Origin of the sequence: Paenibacillus sp. FSL R5-0908 (genome assembly GCF_038006245.1) — a bacterium.
GTDB lineage: Bacteria > Bacillota > Bacilli > Paenibacillales > Paenibacillaceae > Paenibacillus_AQ > Paenibacillus_AQ odorifer.
On record NZ_JBBOUV010000001.1, the window covers coordinates 7,011,893 to 7,031,926 of the forward strand.

General features: G+C 46.0%; 17 protein-coding genes. 2 read left to right on the forward strand and 15 right to left on the reverse strand.

The genetic code is table 11. The features are described from left to right. Positions 1-170 precede the first annotated feature (170 nt). Positions 171-773, forward strand: a complete 603-nt coding sequence (locus tag MKZ09_RS32145; protein WP_076201922.1) for a hypothetical protein — start codon at positions 171-173, stop codon at positions 771-773. A gap of 264 nt (positions 774-1,037) precedes the next feature. On the opposite strand, the gene MKZ09_RS32150 is transcribed toward MKZ09_RS32145, so the two are convergent. The 15 genes from MKZ09_RS32150 to MKZ09_RS32220 all read right to left on the reverse strand — a co-directional run bounded on the left by MKZ09_RS32150 (position 1,038) and on the right by MKZ09_RS32220 (position 18,253). Next, complete coding sequence (locus MKZ09_RS32150; RefSeq protein WP_036681594.1) at positions 1,038-2,225, reverse strand: FtsW/RodA/SpoVE family cell cycle protein; 1,188 nt, start codon at positions 2,223-2,225, stop codon at positions 1,038-1,040. Between the two features lie 139 nt (positions 2,226-2,364). Next, on the reverse strand, positions 2,365-3,318 hold the full coding sequence (prmC, locus tag MKZ09_RS32155; protein ID WP_256719155.1) for a peptide chain release factor N(5)-glutamine methyltransferase: 954 nt from the start codon (positions 3,316-3,318) through the stop codon (positions 2,365-2,367). A 25-nt stretch (positions 3,319-3,343) separates the two neighbouring features. Beyond that, the gene (gene prfA / locus MKZ09_RS32160) at positions 3,344-4,420 is read right to left on the reverse strand and encodes a peptide chain release factor 1 (protein WP_036681601.1); all 1,077 of its coding nucleotides are present in this window, start codon (positions 4,418-4,420) and stop codon (positions 3,344-3,346) included. A gap of 233 nt (positions 4,421-4,653) precedes the next feature. Continuing rightward, complete coding sequence (gene ychF / locus MKZ09_RS32165; protein WP_036681604.1) at positions 4,654-5,754, reverse strand: redox-regulated ATPase YchF; 1,101 nt, start codon at positions 5,752-5,754, stop codon at positions 4,654-4,656. Between the two features lie 100 nt (positions 5,755-5,854). Continuing rightward, positions 5,855-7,222, reverse strand: coding sequence for a S41 family peptidase (locus MKZ09_RS32170; protein WP_081394170.1), 1,368 nt, complete (start codon positions 7,220-7,222; stop codon positions 5,855-5,857). Between the two features lie 169 nt (positions 7,223-7,391). Next, complete coding sequence (locus MKZ09_RS32175; RefSeq protein ID WP_232061473.1) at positions 7,392-7,862, reverse strand: GNAT family N-acetyltransferase; 471 nt, start codon at positions 7,860-7,862, stop codon at positions 7,392-7,394. A gap of 36 nt (positions 7,863-7,898) precedes the next feature. Then, positions 7,899-9,038: a type 2 isopentenyl-diphosphate Delta-isomerase gene (gene fni / locus MKZ09_RS32180; protein ID WP_081383175.1), complete on the reverse strand. Its 1,140-nt coding sequence runs from the start codon at positions 9,036-9,038 to the stop codon at positions 7,899-7,901. A gap of 114 nt (positions 9,039-9,152) precedes the next feature. Beyond that, the gene (locus MKZ09_RS32185; RefSeq protein ID WP_076137890.1) at positions 9,153-10,628 is read right to left on the reverse strand and encodes a phytoene desaturase family protein; all 1,476 of its coding nucleotides are present in this window, start codon (positions 10,626-10,628) and stop codon (positions 9,153-9,155) included. Continuing rightward, on the reverse strand, positions 10,625-11,785 hold the full coding sequence (locus tag MKZ09_RS32190) for a glycosyltransferase (RefSeq protein WP_076137891.1): 1,161 nt from the start codon (positions 11,783-11,785) through the stop codon (positions 10,625-10,627). Before MKZ09_RS32190 ends, MKZ09_RS32185 begins: the two co-directional genes overlap by 4 nt. Then, entirely contained in the window at positions 11,782-12,519 is a 738-nt protein-coding gene (locus MKZ09_RS32195; protein WP_076201928.1) for a lysophospholipid acyltransferase family protein, read from the reverse strand. The genes MKZ09_RS32190 and MKZ09_RS32195 overlap by 4 nt, the downstream gene beginning before the upstream one ends. Beyond that, complete coding sequence (locus MKZ09_RS32200) at positions 12,488-13,264, reverse strand: carotenoid biosynthesis protein (RefSeq protein WP_076137897.1); 777 nt, start codon at positions 13,262-13,264, stop codon at positions 12,488-12,490. Before MKZ09_RS32200 ends, MKZ09_RS32195 begins: the two co-directional genes overlap by 32 nt. Continuing rightward, positions 13,265-14,137 carry a phytoene/squalene synthase family protein gene (locus MKZ09_RS32205; RefSeq protein WP_076137899.1) on the reverse strand — a complete coding sequence of 291 codons (873 nt, stop codon included), beginning with the start codon at positions 14,135-14,137 and terminating at the stop codon, positions 13,265-13,267. It abuts the gene before it with no gap. Continuing rightward, on the reverse strand, positions 14,134-15,594 hold the full coding sequence (locus MKZ09_RS32210) for a phytoene desaturase family protein (RefSeq protein ID WP_076137900.1): 1,461 nt from the start codon (positions 15,592-15,594) through the stop codon (positions 14,134-14,136). Before MKZ09_RS32210 ends, MKZ09_RS32205 begins: the two co-directional genes overlap by 4 nt. Next, a complete protein-coding gene (locus MKZ09_RS32215; protein WP_076201931.1) occupies positions 15,591-17,135 on the reverse strand; it encodes a phytoene desaturase family protein in 1,545 nt (514 codons plus the stop codon). The genes MKZ09_RS32210 and MKZ09_RS32215 overlap by 4 nt, the downstream gene beginning before the upstream one ends. Positions 17,136-17,341: 206 nt before the next feature. Further along, a complete protein-coding gene (locus tag MKZ09_RS32220) occupies positions 17,342-18,253 on the reverse strand; it encodes a MerR family transcriptional regulator (protein ID WP_076137907.1) in 912 nt (303 codons plus the stop codon). Between the two features lie 225 nt (positions 18,254-18,478). On the opposite strand from MKZ09_RS32220, the gene MKZ09_RS32225 reads away from it, so the two are divergent. Beyond that, positions 18,479-20,014, forward strand: a complete 1,536-nt coding sequence (locus MKZ09_RS32225) for a phospholipase D family protein (protein WP_111505827.1) — start codon at positions 18,479-18,481, stop codon at positions 20,012-20,014. The last annotated feature ends 20 nt before the right edge of the window (positions 20,015-20,034 follow it).

Consider the following 20,034-nt stretch of genomic DNA (forward strand, 5'->3'; position numbering starts at 1 on the left):
ATCTATGATTTTAAGAAACGAGCAGTTTCAGTGAGATCTTAACAGTCCTATAAAAGAGAATAAAGGGAATATTTTACTTTTTTAAATCATTATGATATAGTGGGCATATTCGGTATATTGCTTATATTTTTCTTTAATATCCAATTTATATAAATTTAAGGAGGTTCATTATGAAACTAGTAAAAACTGTATCTACTCTGACTTTGGCACTCATTGCTTCAACTTCCATTTATACTACAAGCTCATTTGCCGCAGAAACCTCTACTAATCAAGTTGAACAAAGTGCTACGACCTCAGTCACCTCATCAGATACTACTTTTGTAAAAACAGTTACTGCTGATGAGATTGAATCGATTAAAGAAGAAGCAGCTCTAACTCAAAATATAAACCAGCCAAATTTTAATGAAAATAACAATAACTCATTAGGCATATTCTCCTATACGGAAGGTTTCACTTTTACAATGGATGGATGGGCTTCAGGCACACAAAAGAGAACGAATGGTGAAATAACTTTCACCTCAAATTCTGATGTCTATGCAACGATACATCAAAGAACTTCCTTTCCTACCGAAGCAGTTCCGATCATCTCTTATGAATTGATTAGCAAAAGTAGCGGTAAATCGGCAGGGGTTAGAAACGTGTCTTGGCCTTATGCAGAAAGCAGCCCGTATACTATCGGTTGGAGTAATGTTCTTCCAGGAACTTACTATTTACTAATCACTAATCTGGGACCCAATCAAATATTCGGCGGAGGATTCCTAAACGCTTACTGATAAGCGAAATTGAATACAATAAAATCGAGGCAGATTCCATGGGTGCTTCCATATTTTAATCCGACGGAAAGTAAGGCATAGAATTCCTGTAGCATTATTCATTAAAGCGAGATATATCCTATTGTAATATACCGAATTTAATAACTAACTAACAAAAGCGCATGCTGATAATCAGCATGCGCTTTTGTTAAGTTTCAAAAAATATTATCTCATTACTGATCTTTTTAGTATCAGGCTTCTTTCGGGTTCTCACCCTTGACTATTCTAAACACCTTTAACCGATACATGATTTATGACCGGGTCTGGAAGATCTTCTTCCTCTTGCTGACCATGCAGACGTACACTCATTACCAAACCAATGCTGGCCATGTTGATAAGCAGGGATGTACCTCCAAAGCTGATGAAAGGTAACGTGATACCTGTCAAAGGCATCAGACCAATAAACGCGCCAATATTCTCAAAAATCTGATATAGCATCATGGCGACAATTCCGACAATCAAGAACGGCCCGGCTCTATCCTTACACTCCAGCGCAATCAGAATCATTCGGTGAATGAGGATAAAGTACAGCAGCAGCAGCAGCGCCGCCCCCACAAAACCGAATTCCTCGGCAATTTGCACGAAAATGGAGTCCGAGTAGGTATATGGCACACGATTCGTTTGAACGGAATCTCCCTTCATATAGCCATCACCACTCATTCCTCCAGAAGCAATAGCAATTCTAGCATTGGTGGTATGATACTTAGCCTTTTCTGTTGCCTTTTCGGGAACAAGCCAAGGATCAAAACGTTCAATCCAGTGAGATCGCCCAATATCCGTAAGAAAGGTTTTAATTTCATCGTGATAATGGATATAACTCATAATTCCCGCAATCGCAGAACTAGCCACGATGACCAGCCCGATTAATGCATGCGTGTATTTAATATTGCCAATCCACAACAGACCCGCAAGAATCACAACGTAAGACAAGGCATTCCCAAGGTCATTTTGGGTAAGAACAATAAGAAATGGAAACAAGGTCAGAAGGCCGAGTGGCACAACATCCCGCCAGAACAGAAGCTTACTCTTATTCTTGCGGACAAGCATGGCCGCCAGAAAAAGAATTAGTATCAACTTGAACAGCTCAGCAGGCTGCAGACTCAGTCCTCCAGGCAGGGTCAACCAGCCTTGTGCATTATTTTTAGTCTCGCCCAAAAAGCTGACGAGCACCAGCATCCCTATCCCAAACAAATAAATATATATCGCATATTTCACTAATATTCTGTAATCCAAAAAGGTCATTCCAATAAAAGCTACAAAACCAATAGCATAATACATCATCATACGAATATGATGTCCGTCCAGCTTCTCTCTTCCATGAGTAACACTATATATGGCGAAGATGCTGACAACCATGAGTAATAACAGAACGACTACAATAGCACCATCAATCTTTTTAATCTTCTGAAGCACGCTCTGCCTCCCTACTCTATATCCGGTCTTTCTTTATGATCCCCTGAGAAATCCTGCTAAATACTATTATAAAGGAAGTCGGATTGAAAATACAATTTCTCTACCCTGGACAAAGGAACCCTCTGCAAAGTAGGCAATATTATTTCGTTATGCCTAGCACATGACGCGGGATTCCAGCCAGATCATTAATGGTGATAATCTCCGTCCAATGGCCCGCTGCCGCAAGGAGTGCAGCGACTTGCTCAGCTTGACCGAAGCCAAGCTCAAAGCCGATCAGGCGCGGCGGTGCCGGGAGCAGCGTCAGCTGCTCCATCATGCGGCGGTACGGGTCCAGCCCGTCCGCTCCGCCATCCAGCGCAGTGCGCGGCTCATGGTCGCGCACCTCACGCTGCAGCCCGGCGATATCCTCGCCGGGGATGTACGGCGGGTTGGAGACGAGAATATCCGTCTCCATCCCCGCGAACGGCTCGAGCAGATCGCCGAGCCGAAAGTCCACAGCTGTGCCATTGCGCAAAGCGTTGCGCTCGGCCACAGCCAGAGCCGCCGGCGAAATATCGCCGGCGCAGACCCGCCACGCCGGCGCTTCCGCCGCCAACGTGACGGAGATCGCACCGCTGCCGGCGCCGATATCGACGGCGGTCAGCGGTCTTGTGGCGCGCACGTCCCCCGCGCCGCCTCCGTTGCGGGCCGCAGCGCCGCCCGCGCTATCCAGCGCTGCTTCGCCAGGCGTTACGATGCCGTCCGGCCAAAGCTCTGCGCCGTAACGTAAAATCGCCTCGACGAGCAGCTCCGTCTCCGGCCGCGGAATAAGCACGTCAGGCGTCACCTCAAAAGGCCGCCCGTAGAATTCTTGCTCACCGATGATATACTGCACCGGCTCACCAACGCCCCGGCGGGTAACTCCCGCCTCAAATGCTTCCTTAACCGCAGCTGGAAAAGGATCTGCCAGCGCCATGTAATAAGCTGCGCCAGACACTCCAAGCACATGCTCCAGCAGCAATTGCGCACTGCGCTGCGGTTCATTGCAGCCGCTCCGGCTCAAAAAAGAAGAAGCCTCCGCAAAGGCTTCCCGGATGCTTTTGACTTCCGACATGACATATACGCCATCGTTCAAAGCATTATTCTCCATTATCCATATTATCCATCAAGTCAGCTTGTTCAGCGATTGAAAGGGCTGAGATAATTTCAGTGATTTCTCCGTTCATAACCTGCTCCAAACGGTGCAGTGTCAGGCCAATACGATGGTCTGTAACCCGGCTCTGCGGGAAGTTATACGTCCGAATGCGCTCACTACGGTCACCCGTACCTACTTTGCTCTTCCGTTCACCAGCATACTTCGCTTCTTCTTCCTGCCGTTTCATATCAGAGATACGGGCACGAAGCACTTGCAGCGCTTTTTCTTTATTGGAGTTCTGTGACTTACCGTCCTGACAGGTAGCAACGATGCCTGTAGGTACATGGGTTACACGTACTGCAGACTTGGTCGTATTTACAGACTGTCCGCCTGCACCACTTGAACAGAAGGTATCCACGCGAATATCTTTATCATGGATCTCAATCTCAAAAGCCTCAGCTTCCGGCATCACGGACACCGTAGAAGTAGAGGTATGAATACGACCTCCGGATTCAGTCGCTGGGATACGCTGGACGCGATGCGCACCACTTTCGTATTTCAGCTTACTGTATGCACCACGGCCGTTAATAAGGAAGATTACCTCTTTGAATCCACCAAGATCACTCGCGTTAACATCCATTAACTCAACGCGCCATCCTTGTGCATCAGCATAACGAGTGTACATCCGGTAAAGGTCTGAAGCGAACAATGCTGCTTCATCTCCACCCGCTGCACCACGAATTTCAACGATTACGTTCTTATCATCATTCGGGTCTTTAGGCAGCAACAATACGCGGATTCTCTCTTCCAGCTCCACTTGACGTTTGGAAAGGTCATCAATTTCCATCTTGACCATTTCTTTCATCTCATCATCAAGCTTTTCGCCTTGCATCTGCTTAGCAGCTTCAAGCTCTTCCATTACACTCTTATATTCAGTATACGCCTCAAATGCGGGCTGTAGGTCTGATTGTTCTTTGGAATAGTCCCTCAGTTTCTTACTGTCGTTTGCAACATCCGGATCACAAAGCAGTTCACTGAGCTTCTCATAGCGGTCCGCCAGGGATTGCAATCGGTCCAACAAGGGAATTCACCTCTCCTGATTCAATTTCAAATTCGCAAATATAACATCAAATTTGTACTGTCATAAAAATAGATATACGACTTTATATTATACCAAAGATATTGTGAAATGGCTACAGTTCCGTACGCACAATACCTTAATAAAAAGTTTATATTTTTAAAAAGGATCATCCCAGCAATAGAAACTCCCACTGCTCGAGATGACCCCTATATCATTCGTACACTTAAACCTTCTTAAACGTTAAAACGGAAATGCATTACGTCCCCGTCTTGCACCAAATATTCTTTACCTTCAAGACGTAGTTGACCACGTTCCTTCGCACCGTTCATGGAACCAGCTGCCACAAGATCCGCGTAAGCCACTACTTCAGCACGGATAAATCCGCGTTCGAAATCTGTATGAATCACACCGGCAGCTCCAGGTGCTTTGGTGCCGCGGCGAATCGTCCACGCCCGAACCTCCTGAACGCCTGCTGTGAAATACGTATACAAACCAAGCAGTTTATAAGCTGCTTTAATCAACCGGTTAAGGCCGGATTCTTCCAGTCCCAGCTCTTCCAGGAACATAGCTTTATCTTCGCCTTCAAGCTCAGCAATTTCTGCTTCCACCTTAGCACTGATCGGAACAACTTCTGCACCTTCAGTAGCTGCAAAATCGCGAACTTGCTGTACATAAGGATTGTCCTCAGCACTTGCCACTTCATCTTCACTTACATTCGCCGCATACAGCACTGGCTTCAATGTTAACAGATGAAGATCGCGGATAATAAGCTTCTCGTCATCAGACAATTCTATACTGCGTGCAGGTTTATCTTCGTAGAGCACTTCTTTGACGCGTTCTAGCAGTTCAACTTCTTGAGCGTATTTCTTGTCGCCGCCTTTGATATTCTTACGGGAACGCTCAATCCGCTTCTCAATGCTCTCAATATCAGCAAGAATCAACTCCAGATTAATGGTCTGGATGTCGCTGATCGGATTTACTTTTCCATCAACGTGGGTAACGTTCTCATCTTCAAAACAACGAACCACATGCACGATAGCATCTACTTCACGGATATGGGCCAGGAACTTGTTGCCTAGTCCTTCTCCTTTACTCGCACCACGCACGAGACCAGCAATATCAACAAATTCAAAAGCAGTAGGTACGGTCTTGTTCGGCTGTACCAGCTCAGTCAGTTTATCAAGACGCTCGTCTGGAACTTCAACAACACCAACGTTAGGGTCAATGGTACAAAAAGGGTAGTTAGCGGATTCTGCTCCCGCTTGCGTTATCGCATTAAACAATGTGGATTTTCCTACGTTAGGAAGACCGACGATTCCAGCTTTCAAAGCCATTTATATGACAACTCCTATTTTCAGCTAAATTGATCATCCGAATAAGCTATACGATCTAAACCATTATATATTAGAACATATTCGCCAGCAACACCGGATGTCAAGCAGATGTGTCCGAACGCGCAAGCTCTAATACCTTTTTTATGGCCGGCTGGTCCAGTAAAGGCTTAGATCTATCTGGATCAACCTCCGCATCAGGCACAGTCTTTACCTCTTCATTACAACTCCCATCAGAATTCAGACCCATTTCAAAGGAAAATCGGAAGAGATAACCGCTATTAGGCAATGCAACGATGAGCGGATCTATCCCTAGTCCATCCCCACCTGTCCTGCCGCCTACAACCGTTGCAAACCCGGTGCCTTTTGCAAAGGCTGCAAGACCTTCCGCTGATGAATACACAGAGCTATCTACCAGCAAATAGATTTTCCCTTTAAATCCAACAGATTTATTAGGAGTTACTACATCAGTTATTTTTCTATATGTCTTGAACATCTTTAAGGCCTCAGATGGCAGATTAGGCAGTTGCTCATCTTTGATGCCGGAAATAGGTTGTTGCCCGGCTGTGATCTGACGTGCCTGCATAAAGGTCTCCGCATATTTGCCTCTTGTATAAAGGAAGTATGTATTATATTCGATAGGTTTATTAATCAACAGAGGAACAAGATGAATTCTCCAATAATTACTGTTTCCTCCCCCATTTCCGCGGATATCTAATATTAATGTCTTATAGTCCTTTACCTCTATTAAAAAATCATGGATCTCGGAGCTGTCCATCTCCATGAGACTCCCGTCAAAGCTTTGCATGCCGAGATAAGCGATTCGATCGGGCTCTATAATGACTTTTTTTACATTCCCAGAAGTCTTTTTTGTTACATCTCCTACTCCATCTCCACCATTATGCATATCGTTATTGATATCATTAGAGCTTTGCTGCTCTGCTAAAGGTTTCTGGTTGTAACGGGCCAATACGTTAGGCTGTTGAACCACGTCGATCCAAGGTTCATAACCAAAACCTGCCTGAATATAGGTATGTAGATACCAAAGATATTCCTCCTTGGATATAAAATTTGTATGCCCATTGTTTAATCTGCTAAGGACAAATCTCATTCGTCTCAAAAACTCATCATCCGATTTCACGGCTGCTATTTTATTGCGGTATTCCTCTTTTTTAGCAAGCCAATCCTCTCCATTCAGACGTTTATTCACCTCTAGGAAAGGATAGTTCTCCTCAATAATCTTCCACATATATTCAAAATCCTCTAGCCTTTTTTCCACTGTCAATGAAGGCAACGCTACTTTCGATTGTTCTTCAACTACAGCTGAAGAGGCTAGCGGTGCAACCGGACTTGCCTGAACTTGCTCAGACTCAGATTTCTTCTTTCCTGGTAAATCGCCACTGTTGCAGCTAACCAGTAATAGTAATACTACTGCGGAAACAACCACCCACAGTACAGTCCTTGGCCTCACCTTAATCCCCCCCTTTTCTCTCTTTATGACTTAATCCATTTTCAGGAATTTATTTTTTAATCATATTTTCCTAATCATCCTAAATCAAATATATTTATCACAATTATTTACATAATAATTCAGTAGAACAACAAAAAAAGACCTCTTTCGAGGTCCTCACACTTATGGACTATAGATCTTTAGACATCGTGATGTCAGTTACGATATACCCCATTTTTTTGTACAGCTCAAATGCGCGATTGTTCTGGCCGAAGACGTGCAACCCGATTTTGGTAACATTCATCTCCCGGGCTTCTTCATCGAGTGCGATCATAGCCTGCTTGCCATAACCCTTACTCTGGAACGGTTCAAAAACATAAAAATCATAAATGAAAGCCTCGCGGCCACCACGGCCTTCACTTACGTTAAACCAGATATAACCGACCTGTTCATCACTGCTTATTTCTACTATGGAATATAGATAAGCACCATCTGTGTGCAGCCCTTTTGGCAAAGAGCGTGTTATGGCTTCCTCAGACAGCTTCATCGCGATCTCTGGATCCCAAGCACCGGCGCTGATCTTATCTTCCGCATAATCCCGGGTAGCTTGACCTAAGAAAAATTGAAAGGCCGACTCATCCATATGGATCAGTTTAATCATAATCTTACTCACTTCCTCGCTTCAATATTTACCATCCTATTTACGTATTAAACGGGAAGTTCCACGTAAAGTTGCTAAATCTGGAGCACCAATACCAAACATTGCTATTTTTAGCTCCAGTTCTACCTGTGCTAATGCAGCATCCAGCGCCTCTTCAGAATCGACAGCCGGCCCTAACAGATTGCGGCCAAAGCCTGCCAGATCAGCTCCAAGTGCCAATGCTTTCGCTGCATCCACGCCATGTTTCAGTCCGCCGCTGCCAATCAAAGCGCCCTGCGGAGAAACTGCACGCACCTCTGTGATACAATCAGCTGTTGGAGTGCCCCAATCCGCGAAAGCCTCCGCCGCTGCCCGCCGTATAGGATCTACACTGCGGAACTTCTCCACCTGACTCCAGGATGTCCCGCCTGCACCCGCAACATCAATAAAAGCCGCTCCTGCATTATAAAGACGTGCAGCTGCATCTCCATCAATGCCCCAGCCTACTTCTTTCACACCTACAGGGACTTCAAGTGCCCGGCATACCTTCTCTATCTGCGATAGCAAAGAGGCAAAACCAGTGTTCCCTTCCGGTTGAAAAACCTCTTGCAGGCCATTCAGATGCAGTACAAGAAAATCAGCGCCTGCGATATCCACAGCCCGGCGACATTCCTCAATCCCAAAACCATAGGACAGCTGTACAGCACCAATATTGGCGATAACCGGAATATCAGGCGCTTGATCCCGCACATAAAAGGTTGCCGTAAGCTCAGAACGCTCCACTGCCGCCCGAACCGAACCTACACCCAGCGCCCAACCACGACGCTGCGCAGCTGCGGCTAACCGAGCATTAATCGCTCCTGTAGCTGCACTGCCACCTGTCATCGAGCTGATGAGCAGCGGTGTACGCAGCTTACGATCCAAAAACGTAGTCTGCAATGATATATCGTCGAAATTCAGCTCTGGCAGAGCATTATGCTGAAATCTGTAATGTTCAAACCCTGTAGTCACACCGACGCCACCTACTTCCTCATTTAGGCAAAGGCGTACATGTTCAATTTTGCGTTCGCCTGTCTTCGATGTAGGCAATAAAGATCTTTTGTCAGAAGCCTCTGCAGCCGGTAGGTCCTTGCCATGATCTGCGCCAGACTGCCTAGTCGCATCATATGGCACGGCCTCTTCTGGCGTATGATTCATGCTGCGTTCCTCCTATTTCCAAACTCGATTTATTATAACATATCCCTACAGATGAATTTACAATATGAGGTTCGCGATTACAATTCACATCTCTATTATTCTACAAATCAGCTTCTACACATGACGAGCAATATGCTCACCGACTAACCTTCCCGATAACGAGACGATCGGTGTGCCACCGCCGGGGTGTGTAGTTCCACCTACATACCAGAGCCCTTTAACATCGCTTGAACGGTTGCCCGGCCTGAAGAAGGTCTGCCCTACTGAGTTAGAGGAAATCCCATAGATCGCGCCCTTGTGAGCCAGTGTGTCATCTGCGATATTTTGAGGTGTATAATGTTGGAGCACATCGCTCTGATGTAAACCTGTAATTCCATGGCTCGCAAGCACCGATAGTACTCTTTTACCATAGGAAGCAGTCTCTGTCCGCCAATCACAGACCTCATTTATATAAGGTGCATTAGCCAAAATAAACAGATTACTGCTTCCTTCAGGGGCCATACCTGACTCAGAGTATCCAGAGTGGCACACATAAACGGTCGGATGCTCGGGAGGACATTTGCGTTCAAAAATATCTCTAAACTCTAACTCATATTGCTCTGGGAAAAACACTGTGTGATGTAATAGAGCATTATATTTACGAGGAACACCTGCGAGTGTTACAAACCCTGATAAAGAGGGCTCATAAGCAGCGATTTTGCGATCACTCATAGAAGGACGGCTATTCTCCTGCACAAGCATACGGTTAACAGTGAGCACATCTCCTCCTGCAATAACCGTCTTCGCCTTGTAGAAGCCTCGTGTTGTATCCACACCTTCGACTACTCCTTCTACCACGGAAATATTTGTAACTTCAACACCTGTCATGATACGAACCCCTAAGCCTTGTGCCAGTTCCGAAAGACCTTCGACCAGCTTGTAAGTTCCGCCCCGCACACCATAAACTCCTTCTACACTTTCCACATATCCAAGCATGGCGAAAATAGCTGGTGAACGGAACGGGGAAGATCCGACGTAGGTCGCGTAGCGCCCTAACATGGCTAAGGTGTGAGGATGGCTAAAGTATCTCATTAGGAGTGAATGCAAACTTAAAAAGGGCCTGACTCGCAGCAGATCCCGTAGTAGAGGAAGAGACAGCTTATCTCGCCAGGACAACAGCAATTTATTTAAGAACTGCTTCTCACTGAGTTGATAGAGTATAGCAGCTTCAGCCATAAAATCGTCATACCGGAGTGCATCACTTGAACTGTATTTGGCTATCTGATCCTTCATAAACGCTTGGTCGCGAGAGAAATCTACTACAGTTCCATCCGCAAAAATATTACGTGTGCGTGGCTCCAGCTCATACATCTGGACATAATCCTCCATAGAAGCACCAGCAAGCTCATAGAGTGAGCGAAATACATGAGGCATTGTTATCGTGCTCGGGCCTCTGTCAAAGGTATAGCCATCGATTTCGATCCGTTGCAGCTTGCCACCAGGATTCTGTTGGCGTTCCAGCACCGTCACCTCCCAGCCTTTCGAGGCTAAGGCTACAGCACAGGACAGTCCACCGAAACCTGCACCGATGATTACTGCCTTTGATTTCATAGGTAACGCCTTCCTTTCCACTCATAGCCTTGACCAGGACGACTGCCCCACCAAGAACTAATCGCAATGGCTGACAAACAGACAATACTCGCAGAAATCAGCAAGCATAACCATACAGATTGTCTGGCAGAGGCATCACTAACCCGCTTAATAGCAATGCCTAACAGACTAGACGACAAAGCCCATGCAGCCTCAATAGCCTGACCTGTCGCACTGAAGAAAAAAAACGCCGCTACAGGAAACACGTATAACAAAGTATACAAACTTAACATTCCCAGTAGAATAACTGGGCGGCGACCTAATCCAGCATAAATATTTTTGCGGTAACCATTCCATACCTCGATGGCATTATGATACATTCTCATTTCCGCATATTCCGTAATATCGGCAAGTGTTACTTGGTCACCAGCCTTCTTGACCGCACGGGCTAAGGACATATCATCTACAAGATCCGTTCGAATCGCCGCATGACCACCACAGCGTATATAACTATTCCTGTGAACCAGCATAAATCCTCCATGTGCTGCTACGAATCGTGGATCACGGGAAGTACGAACAAGAGGAATCGGCAAATGACAAATGATCGTAAAGGTCATTAAAGGTACCACAATCTTTTCCAGCCAAGTCCCAGTATGCTGATAAGCAAATCCTGTGATGAGACCCTCTTTTTGTGCTTCAGCCATGGCAAGAGCGTTCTCCAACGCTTCAGGCTTCAGCCGAATATCTGCATCAAGAAAAAGCAACCATTCTCCAGAGGCTCCCTCCACTAGCTGATTGCAGGCATATGACTTGCCTAACCAGCCATCTGGCAATTCTCTTCCGTTCACAACCTTAACACGCTCATCTCCTGTAGCTCTGGCAATCCTGCTTGTTTCGTCACCAGACCGGTCATCCAGAACAATAACCTCCAAATCCCACCCTGTAGTTGTACAGGCCAACACGCAAGCAAGACAATCCCCAATATTGTCAGCCTCGTCACGAGCCGGTATCAGTACAGACACACGTCGATTACATTCTTCTGTAGAAGAACTTCCACTAACCTTAGTGGCATGTTCCGAATTCGATATCCCAAGCTTCGGTAGCTGGGCTGTATTCCACAGTGCAAATAAATATTGAAGGAGAAGGCATGCACTAATGATCTGCAGAAAAAGAGTCATCTTCTCCCCCATAGTCGGGCAGCATCAAACCATTCATTAATAGATTTGCCCTGCTTCATGAGTGGAGTAAACCCTCCCGGAATATAACCCCCGTTATTAACCATCATCAGACGATGATGATCCAATTGCTCTCTAAGCACAGCCTGCAGCTCCTTTATGATATTGTTGCGATCCATATCACGCCATGGATGGGATATAGCATTGCCCGCCAACAGCGTCGCCTCCGGTTTGGAATGCCGGAACAAGCCATGATAAAGAGTGACAGGTACAACAAGTGCTTCTGGACATAATCGAAGTACTAGTCCTACCCCTGCCTGCAACTTTAATGGACGGTGCTCCAGCGGCCGAATTTCCCCTTCGGGATATATCCATATATTTCCCCGTTTATGTAGTAACCTTGCCGTATAACGGAGCGAGGCACTGATATCCCCGGTGTTATGCCGATTAATAGAATAGGCGCCGAGCCTGCGGAAGAAAGCGTACTTCCGCAGCTGCTCTTCCTCCATCATGAAAAAGTGCTCTCTACTAGTCATGGTTCTCGCTGCATGGTAAGCCAGTAATCCATCCCACCAAGAACTATGATTCATAATATATAGAATGGGTCTATCTCCCGCAGATTTTGGCTGCAATTGTCCAGCGACCCCAACATAACGGAAATGTCTTTGAATCAAATAAAGCCGATTGTAATGATAGAACAGCTTATCAAAGCCTTTGTGTTTGACGGCTTCCAACATAACGCAAGCTCCCTTCAGCAAGTAACGCCCCTAGCACAGCAATAATTCCACAGAGCAGCAAGCCTTCACGCAGACCAATGGTTCCAAATAAGATTAATATCGCTTGATATAACCGGGTCCCGCTACGAGCAGACAAACTAGTGCTCTTAACATTACGTAGCGTTAAGGATAAGATCATCCCTACGATGAACCATCCGGCGAAATTGCTCCAAGGCACACCATAGAATCCTCCACTGCTACCCCAATGCCAAAAGCCTCTAGCATGAGCAACAGGGTCCAATACGAGATCCAGCAGTACAGTCCAAAACCCAATCTGAAGTGCTTTTGCCAGCCATAATCGTGGTCCCCTTAGTCCGAAATCGTAACTAATCAAAGCAGCATTGTATATTACAGCAATCCAAGCAAAACCTAAAGTAATAGGCACCCCATACAGTAGCGGACCTAAAATATCAGAGTAATTATAAGTACCAAACAACTTACCGGAATGAACACCAATCCACTCAACGGACATGCCTAAGGTCCAGATAAAAATAGCCGACACCCAAATAACAGGCTTGCATTGTTTAATGACTGACTGGTCAGACATTAATTGCTGCTTCGATCCCTTGTAAATTAGATCTGCAGCATAGGCAGCATAAAAAAGAAGAAATAAACCATTCGAAAATTGTAAACTTTCAGGAATGCCAACCCATATTAACAACAGCGCTCCAATACAGTACCATACCCAGAATACTATTCGGATCATTTAGTACACCGCCGTTCTGCCCTTGCCTCCTAAACTTGGTGCATAACGCATAGCGGTACGATGGAACATCCGAAGCTTAGCCTCATCACTGACATAGGCACGCCTGCGGAAAACGTCGTAATTGCCTGCGGCTACATCATCGAGAATACCTGCGTAAAAGGCGGCGGCCAATTCTACTGCCATCCCACTCTCCGGGGGATAAGTATCCACATTATTCAGACCCTTCTCAAACCACAGTAATGCCTCTCTTCTAAGATCTTGTAATACAGCTACAAAACACTCATTAACTACTCCGTGTTCCAGCTCTCGCTGACTGTACCCGTTTTTTTCCATGATTTCCAAAGGGATATACCTCCTTCCGCGCTCTAGATCCTCCCCCACATCACGGATAATATTTACGATCTGCATACCCATACCAAGTGCGATCCCCGCTTCCTGTGCTTCATCGCCTCCGTCGTCTCTCAATACAGGTAGCAGCATCTCTCCTACAGTACCTGCTACTAGATAACAATAAGATAGAAGCTCTTCCAGCGTCTCGTAATGAGTGAAGGAGAGATCTCTTACCTGACCTTCCATTTGTAACAGAAAAGGCTGTTTATCCAAATGAGGAAAATGGTGCAGCAGCCAGCGTAATGCAGGCCAGATAAAATGTCCCTCTGCTTGCTCTAAGTTTCGGAAATGATTTCGGAGCTCATGAATCGTATACGGTGATTTTTCCGGCTCATCTACACTGTCGTCTATTAGGCGGCAAAAGGCATAGATTACATGCACCGCCTCCCGTCGCGGACTAGGCAAGCCATCAAATGCCCTGTAAAACGAAGAAGAACCCTTTCTGATCATTTCTTCACATTTCTGTAATACTTGTTCATTCATGTATTGTTCATCTCCTTCATCAGTTCATGAACTGCCAATTTTGCGCCCTGCATAACAATAGGAACGCCGCCGCCAGGATGCACAGATGCACCAGCAGCATATAAACCTTCAATATTGTAGGGCTTAGACTGAGGTCGAAATACACCGGATTGGGATAGCACGGGTGCGATCCCAAAGCTTCCACCGCCGAATAAACCTTCCTTGGCAGCATCAGCCGGTGTACGAACTTTTCGCCAGACTGTATGAGCACCAAGCCCAGGAAAACCGCGCTCTTCGGCATCTGCCAGGACCTGTGAAGCCAAGGGCTCAGCAGACATATTCCAATCTATCTCTTCACCGGCAGGTACTGGGACGAGAAAATAAAGAACACTTTCTCCTTCAGGAGCCGCCGTATCATCAAGCATCACCGGATTGAACACATAATAGGAAGGTTTATCAGGGATGCTGTTGCGATCAAATAAATCACGCAAGCTCTTATTCAAGGAATCAGGAAGAAAAAACTGGTGTGTCAGCGACTCCTCCCATTGCTTGGAGACTCCTACATAGATGAGCAGACAGCCTGAAGAAGGCATGAAATCTTTACTGTACTGTCTCCCTTTAACTTCAGGTAAAAGATCGGACAAGTGTGGAAAATCACCGTTATAGAGCACAGCATCGTAAGCTATCTCTTGTCCATGAACAACTACTCCGTGGCATCTGCCACCATCCACAAGCAGTGACTCTACTTCCGTACCTGTGTGCATACAGACTCCGCGTCTTTCTAGCTCTCGTGCAATGATTCGAGGCAGCTCCCCATATCCTCCCTTCAGCATCCAGACTCCAAAGGCATGCTCTGCATAAGGAAGCATTGTATAAAGACCGGGGGTGCGGAAAGGTGCTCCACCAATGTATAGACTCTGAAGCGAGAAGGCATCCTTCAACTCATCACTGCGAAAATACTGCCCAACTGCAGCCCTTAGATTCTTATAGGCGTGTAAACGAACCATTAGCCTCAAATTGTTCAGGCTGAAGAATTCCCTGCGAGTCTTGAAGCCTCGTTCCAGAAAAGAAGCTTTCCCTAAGGGATACAGGCCCGACATCTCTTCCATGAATCTAATGAATCCTTGCCCTTCACCGGGAAAACACCTCTCGATCTCAGCCGCCTGCGCCTCTATTCCGTTCACTTTGGTCAAGGTACGCCCATTCTTAAAATGAACACGGTAGAGTGGATCGCACCGTAGCAACTCCAGACTCTCCGGTGGCAGGCCACCCTCTTCCAGAATGCTCAGCAGCATCTCCGGAAGTAGTACAATTGTTGGTCCTTGATCGATCCGGTAACGGCCATTCTCTTCAAAAGCCACACGTCCACCAACCCGAGGTGCACGTTCATACACCGTAACCTCCTGCCCACGCTGGCTTAGCAGAAGTGCTGCTGTAAGACCACCTATACCGCTGCCCACAATAGCAACCCGGCTCATAATGAAGCTCCCGTTCCGGCGAATCCTGTGGATACCACCTTAGATCTAACTGCACGGTCTTGCTCCTTCAGCAGCGCCACACTAATTTTCGCCGATTCAAATATCGTTGGAAGACCACTTCCGGGATGAGTCCCTCCGCCAACCAGCCATATTCCCTTCACCTCTTCAAAGGTGTTATGAGGTCGCATATACATCATCTGCCCGAGATTATGAGCCAAATTAAAAGTTGCCCCGTTATATACATTCTGCTTGTTCCGCCAATCTAGTGGTGAGAAGAACAGACTCTCCTCTATTCGCTGAGGCAAATTTTCTAAACCTGGAATGCGCTGAAGCCGATCCATCATATCTTGCTTCACCAATTCCCCCTTCTGCTCCCAATCGATATCAGCCATCAGGTTAGGTACCGGCATAAGTACATAAAGGGATGATTTCCCGGCTGGTGCCAACGTAGGATCTAGAACGGAGGGATTATGAACGTAGATCGAAGCATCTGCAGACAACTTGCCAAGGCGAGTAATCTCTTCAACATTAAGCCGATAATCGTCAGCGAAATGAACGGAGTGATGAGCTAAATCAACGGCTCCGTCGACTCCCAAATACAGCATGGCGGTAGAACAAGAGTACCGCTTGCGGGATATTTTATCCGGTGAATAACGTTTAAGAATGCCAGGCTCGAATAACTGTGTCATAGCCGAACCAAAATCAGCACCCAGCACCACATAATCGGCCTCCACCTTCTCTCCATTCTCCAGCAATAAACCACACGCCTGCCCGTTCTGTACCAAGACTCGCTTTACTCCGCAAGAAGTATGTACGATTCCGCTGTACTCGGAAATAATCTTTGCCATCGCCGTTAGCACACGGTTAATTCCACCAATGGGATGATACAGTCCATATCGGTGCTCCATAAAGGAAAGAATGGTAAAGGTACCCGGGCATTCCCAAGGCGACATCCCCAAATACTTAGCCTGAAATGCAAAAGCAAACCTCAGACGCTCATCATCAAAATATTTCGAAAGTCTATTATATACAGTGTCGGTTGCATGCAGCTTAGGCAGCGCGTGTAGGACATCCTTTTTGACATAGTCCCCTACAGATTGAAATGGCCGCTGCAGCAGCGGAATTACCCGGTCCAATTTATCCTGTTCCTCAGCCATGAATCGTTTATATCCACTACCGTTTCCGGGGAACAGCTTCTCTATCTCTTCAGCGGTCCGCTCTTGATCCGTAGAAGGCGTAAATACGGTATCTCCAAAATGAAGCGAATATAGGGGGTCAAGCTCTTTCATGTCCACATACTCTTTCAGGGATCGACCAGCGGAGGCAAATAACTCTTCCAGCAAATGCGGCATCATTAAAAATGTAGCTCCACGATCAAATCGGTAATCACCCAGACGAAGTTCACCTGAACGACCTCCAACAACCTCCTGCTTCTCATAAACTGTGACATCATAGCCGTCAGCAGCCAGGAGCATAGCCGCAGCAAGCCCTCCCGGACCCCCTCCAACCACTGCAACTCTAGCTCTGTTTCTTTTGCTCATACGATCCCTCCTTTACTGCTTTATATGTCAATCAAACATTATACAAAAATCATACAAACACTATACAAATATCATACAGTGTTTATACAGCTATGTAAATAACTCTGTAGGATCCCTCCTTTTTCAATAAAAAAAGAGCCTGCCATATCACCCGAAAGTGATATTACAGACTCCTATTTACATTTCTATTTTCTTGATCAGAATGATTACTTGCTCCTCATACTTGTAAACACATGATCAAACCACGCTTGCCAGTGTTCAGCAGGTTCGGTCATCACATAATCCGCTTTAGATAAAGAAGGGTCTCTTTCATAGGCCTTGCCACCTACCAGGAATTTAGCCCCTGGACATACTATTCTTAGCCGCTCAATAAGCTCCTCACTAAAGGAAATCAATTCTTTATCCGTAATCGACAGACAAATCAAACCTACACGACTTTGTTGTTCCAGCATCGAGATGATCCCTTCCTCAGGCGTATTAGCTCCTAAGTAGATGACCTCCATTCCATTCTTGCGCAAAAACAAGGCGAATAACAACAGCCCGACTTGATGATGCTCTCCAGCAGGGCAGAAAGCCAGCACCTTCGGCAAATGGGAGTAAACGGGGAATACGTGGAATATTTGATAGAACCGGTTGGAGATCATATGAGTAGTGTAATGTTCTTGCGCTACCGTTGCTATGCCAGCTTCCCAGGCATCGCCTACTTGTATCAAGATAGGCACAAGTACCTGATGGAACATTACTTCATAACCATAAAGAGACAACCCAAAGTCAATTAAGGCATTAGCTCGCTCGCCCTGAAAGTCATGTAGGGCATTGTATATTTGTTCTTTCATCTTCTCAAAAGCATCCTGAGTGTTTCCGCTTGCGACTGAAAGAGTATCATCCAGTTGTTTTTCTTTACGAGCCTTCAGCATTCGAACAGCATGCGATATGCTTACCCCTTGCTGCTCGGTCTGTTCCTTCAGCCAGCGCAGATCCTCGACATTCTCATGGCTATACAGCCTGTACCCGGATTCGGTTCGTTCAGGTGTAACCGCCTGATACCGATTCTCCCAAGCTCTGAGTGTCACAGAAGGAATATCCAGCATTTCAACAACCTGTTTGATGGAATACATGATAGAACTCACTCTCTTTCCTTATTGCAACTGCCCAAATTCGAAACCCTAAACATTATACAAATCTTTCACACTCATTATACATAAGCCTATGTGTTATGTCATTAAACGTTAATGATACGGATGCTGCTTCATTTCGCTCCACTAGGTGTTAATAGGTTGGTAATACACCGGAGCATAACAATCACTAGGAAGTGCTCTGCAATAATTTCAGGAGGAACTTCCATGAATTCAAATCGTCAGCAACCCATTTACCCCCATAAACCTAAAGAAATAAACTACACTCCCGGTTTAACTACGAAGAAACGTTCCGGTACACGCCGCCGTACACGGGTGTTATGGGCTTTCGTCATTCTAATCCTCTGGTTAACCTGCGTAATGATTTATCAGACACACAAATCTCTACCCAGCGGCATTTCCTATGAAAGCCCTATATACAAAACGAATCATGTATCCTTCTGGCACGACTTAACCTATTCGGACGGTACCGCCACGGGCACTCAAGAGAGTCAGATTCTTCCGAGGATTCTACAAATTATCGAGGATTCCAAAGAGTTTTTAGTAATTGACCTCTTTCTTTTCAATGATTATACCCATAAGGATCAGTCCTTTCCTCCAGTCAGCCGAATGTTGACGGACAAGCTTATCTTACAAAAAACAACTTATCCCGAGATGGAGATCGTCTTCATTACGGATGAGGTTAATACCAATTACAACTCTGCACCCAACCATCTTCTGGAAGAATTGAAGGCTGCGGGGATTAAAGTGATTTTGACCGATGTAAATGCTCTACGCGATTCTACGCCTGCTTATTCCGCTGTCTGGCGTACCTTTATTCAATGGTTCGGACAGTCGGGCGAAGGCCGGATTCCCAATCTTATGGCCAGCGGAGGACCGGATATTACCGCACGTTCTTATTTGAAGCTACTTAATGTGAAGGCTAACCACCGTAAGGTGGTTATTAGTGAGAATACCGCTCTGGTCTCCTCAGGAAATATCCATGATGCCAGCGCCTATCATTCCAATATCGCTCTGGAAGTACAAGGCCCAATTATTGCTGATATTCTCCAGACGGAACAAGCCGCGGCCAATCTTTCGGCTGCAGGGCCACTACTCACTTATGAGCCAGACTTCACCAAGGAGAAGGATCAGCACTCTAAAGAATCTATGGAGGTCCGCTATTTAACGGAAGGAAAGGTATATAAATATGCACGGCAAGCCCTCCAATCTGCACAGAAGGGTGACACCATTTGGATGGGTATGTTTTACCTTGCCGATGATGCCATTCTCGATGAATTGGTAGAGGCTGCGGAACGAGGGGCTACGGTAAAATTGATACTGGACCCCAATCAGAACGCCTTCGGCCGTGATAAAATCGGCATTCCTAACCGTCCAGTTGCTATGAACTTGAACAAGCGCACGAACGGAAAGATCTCTATTCGCTGGTACAATACGACCAAAGAGCAATATCATCCAAAGTTGCTCTTCATTGCCAAACAGACTGGAAATTCCATCATTCTTGGTGGCTCCACCAATTTCACGACACGCAATCTGGATGATTACAACCTGGAGAATAATCTGTGGGTATCTGTAAAACAAGATCAGCCTCTTTATGCCGAGATGGAAGCCTACTTCAATCGACTGTGGAATAACGAGGACCATGAGTATACTCTACCTCTTGAGGCTTATCAGGGCGAAGTGACTTGGTTCAAATACATTCTGTTCCGGTTGCAGACCACCTTGGGTTTAACTACTTTTTAAAGCAAAAACCACCGCAGATT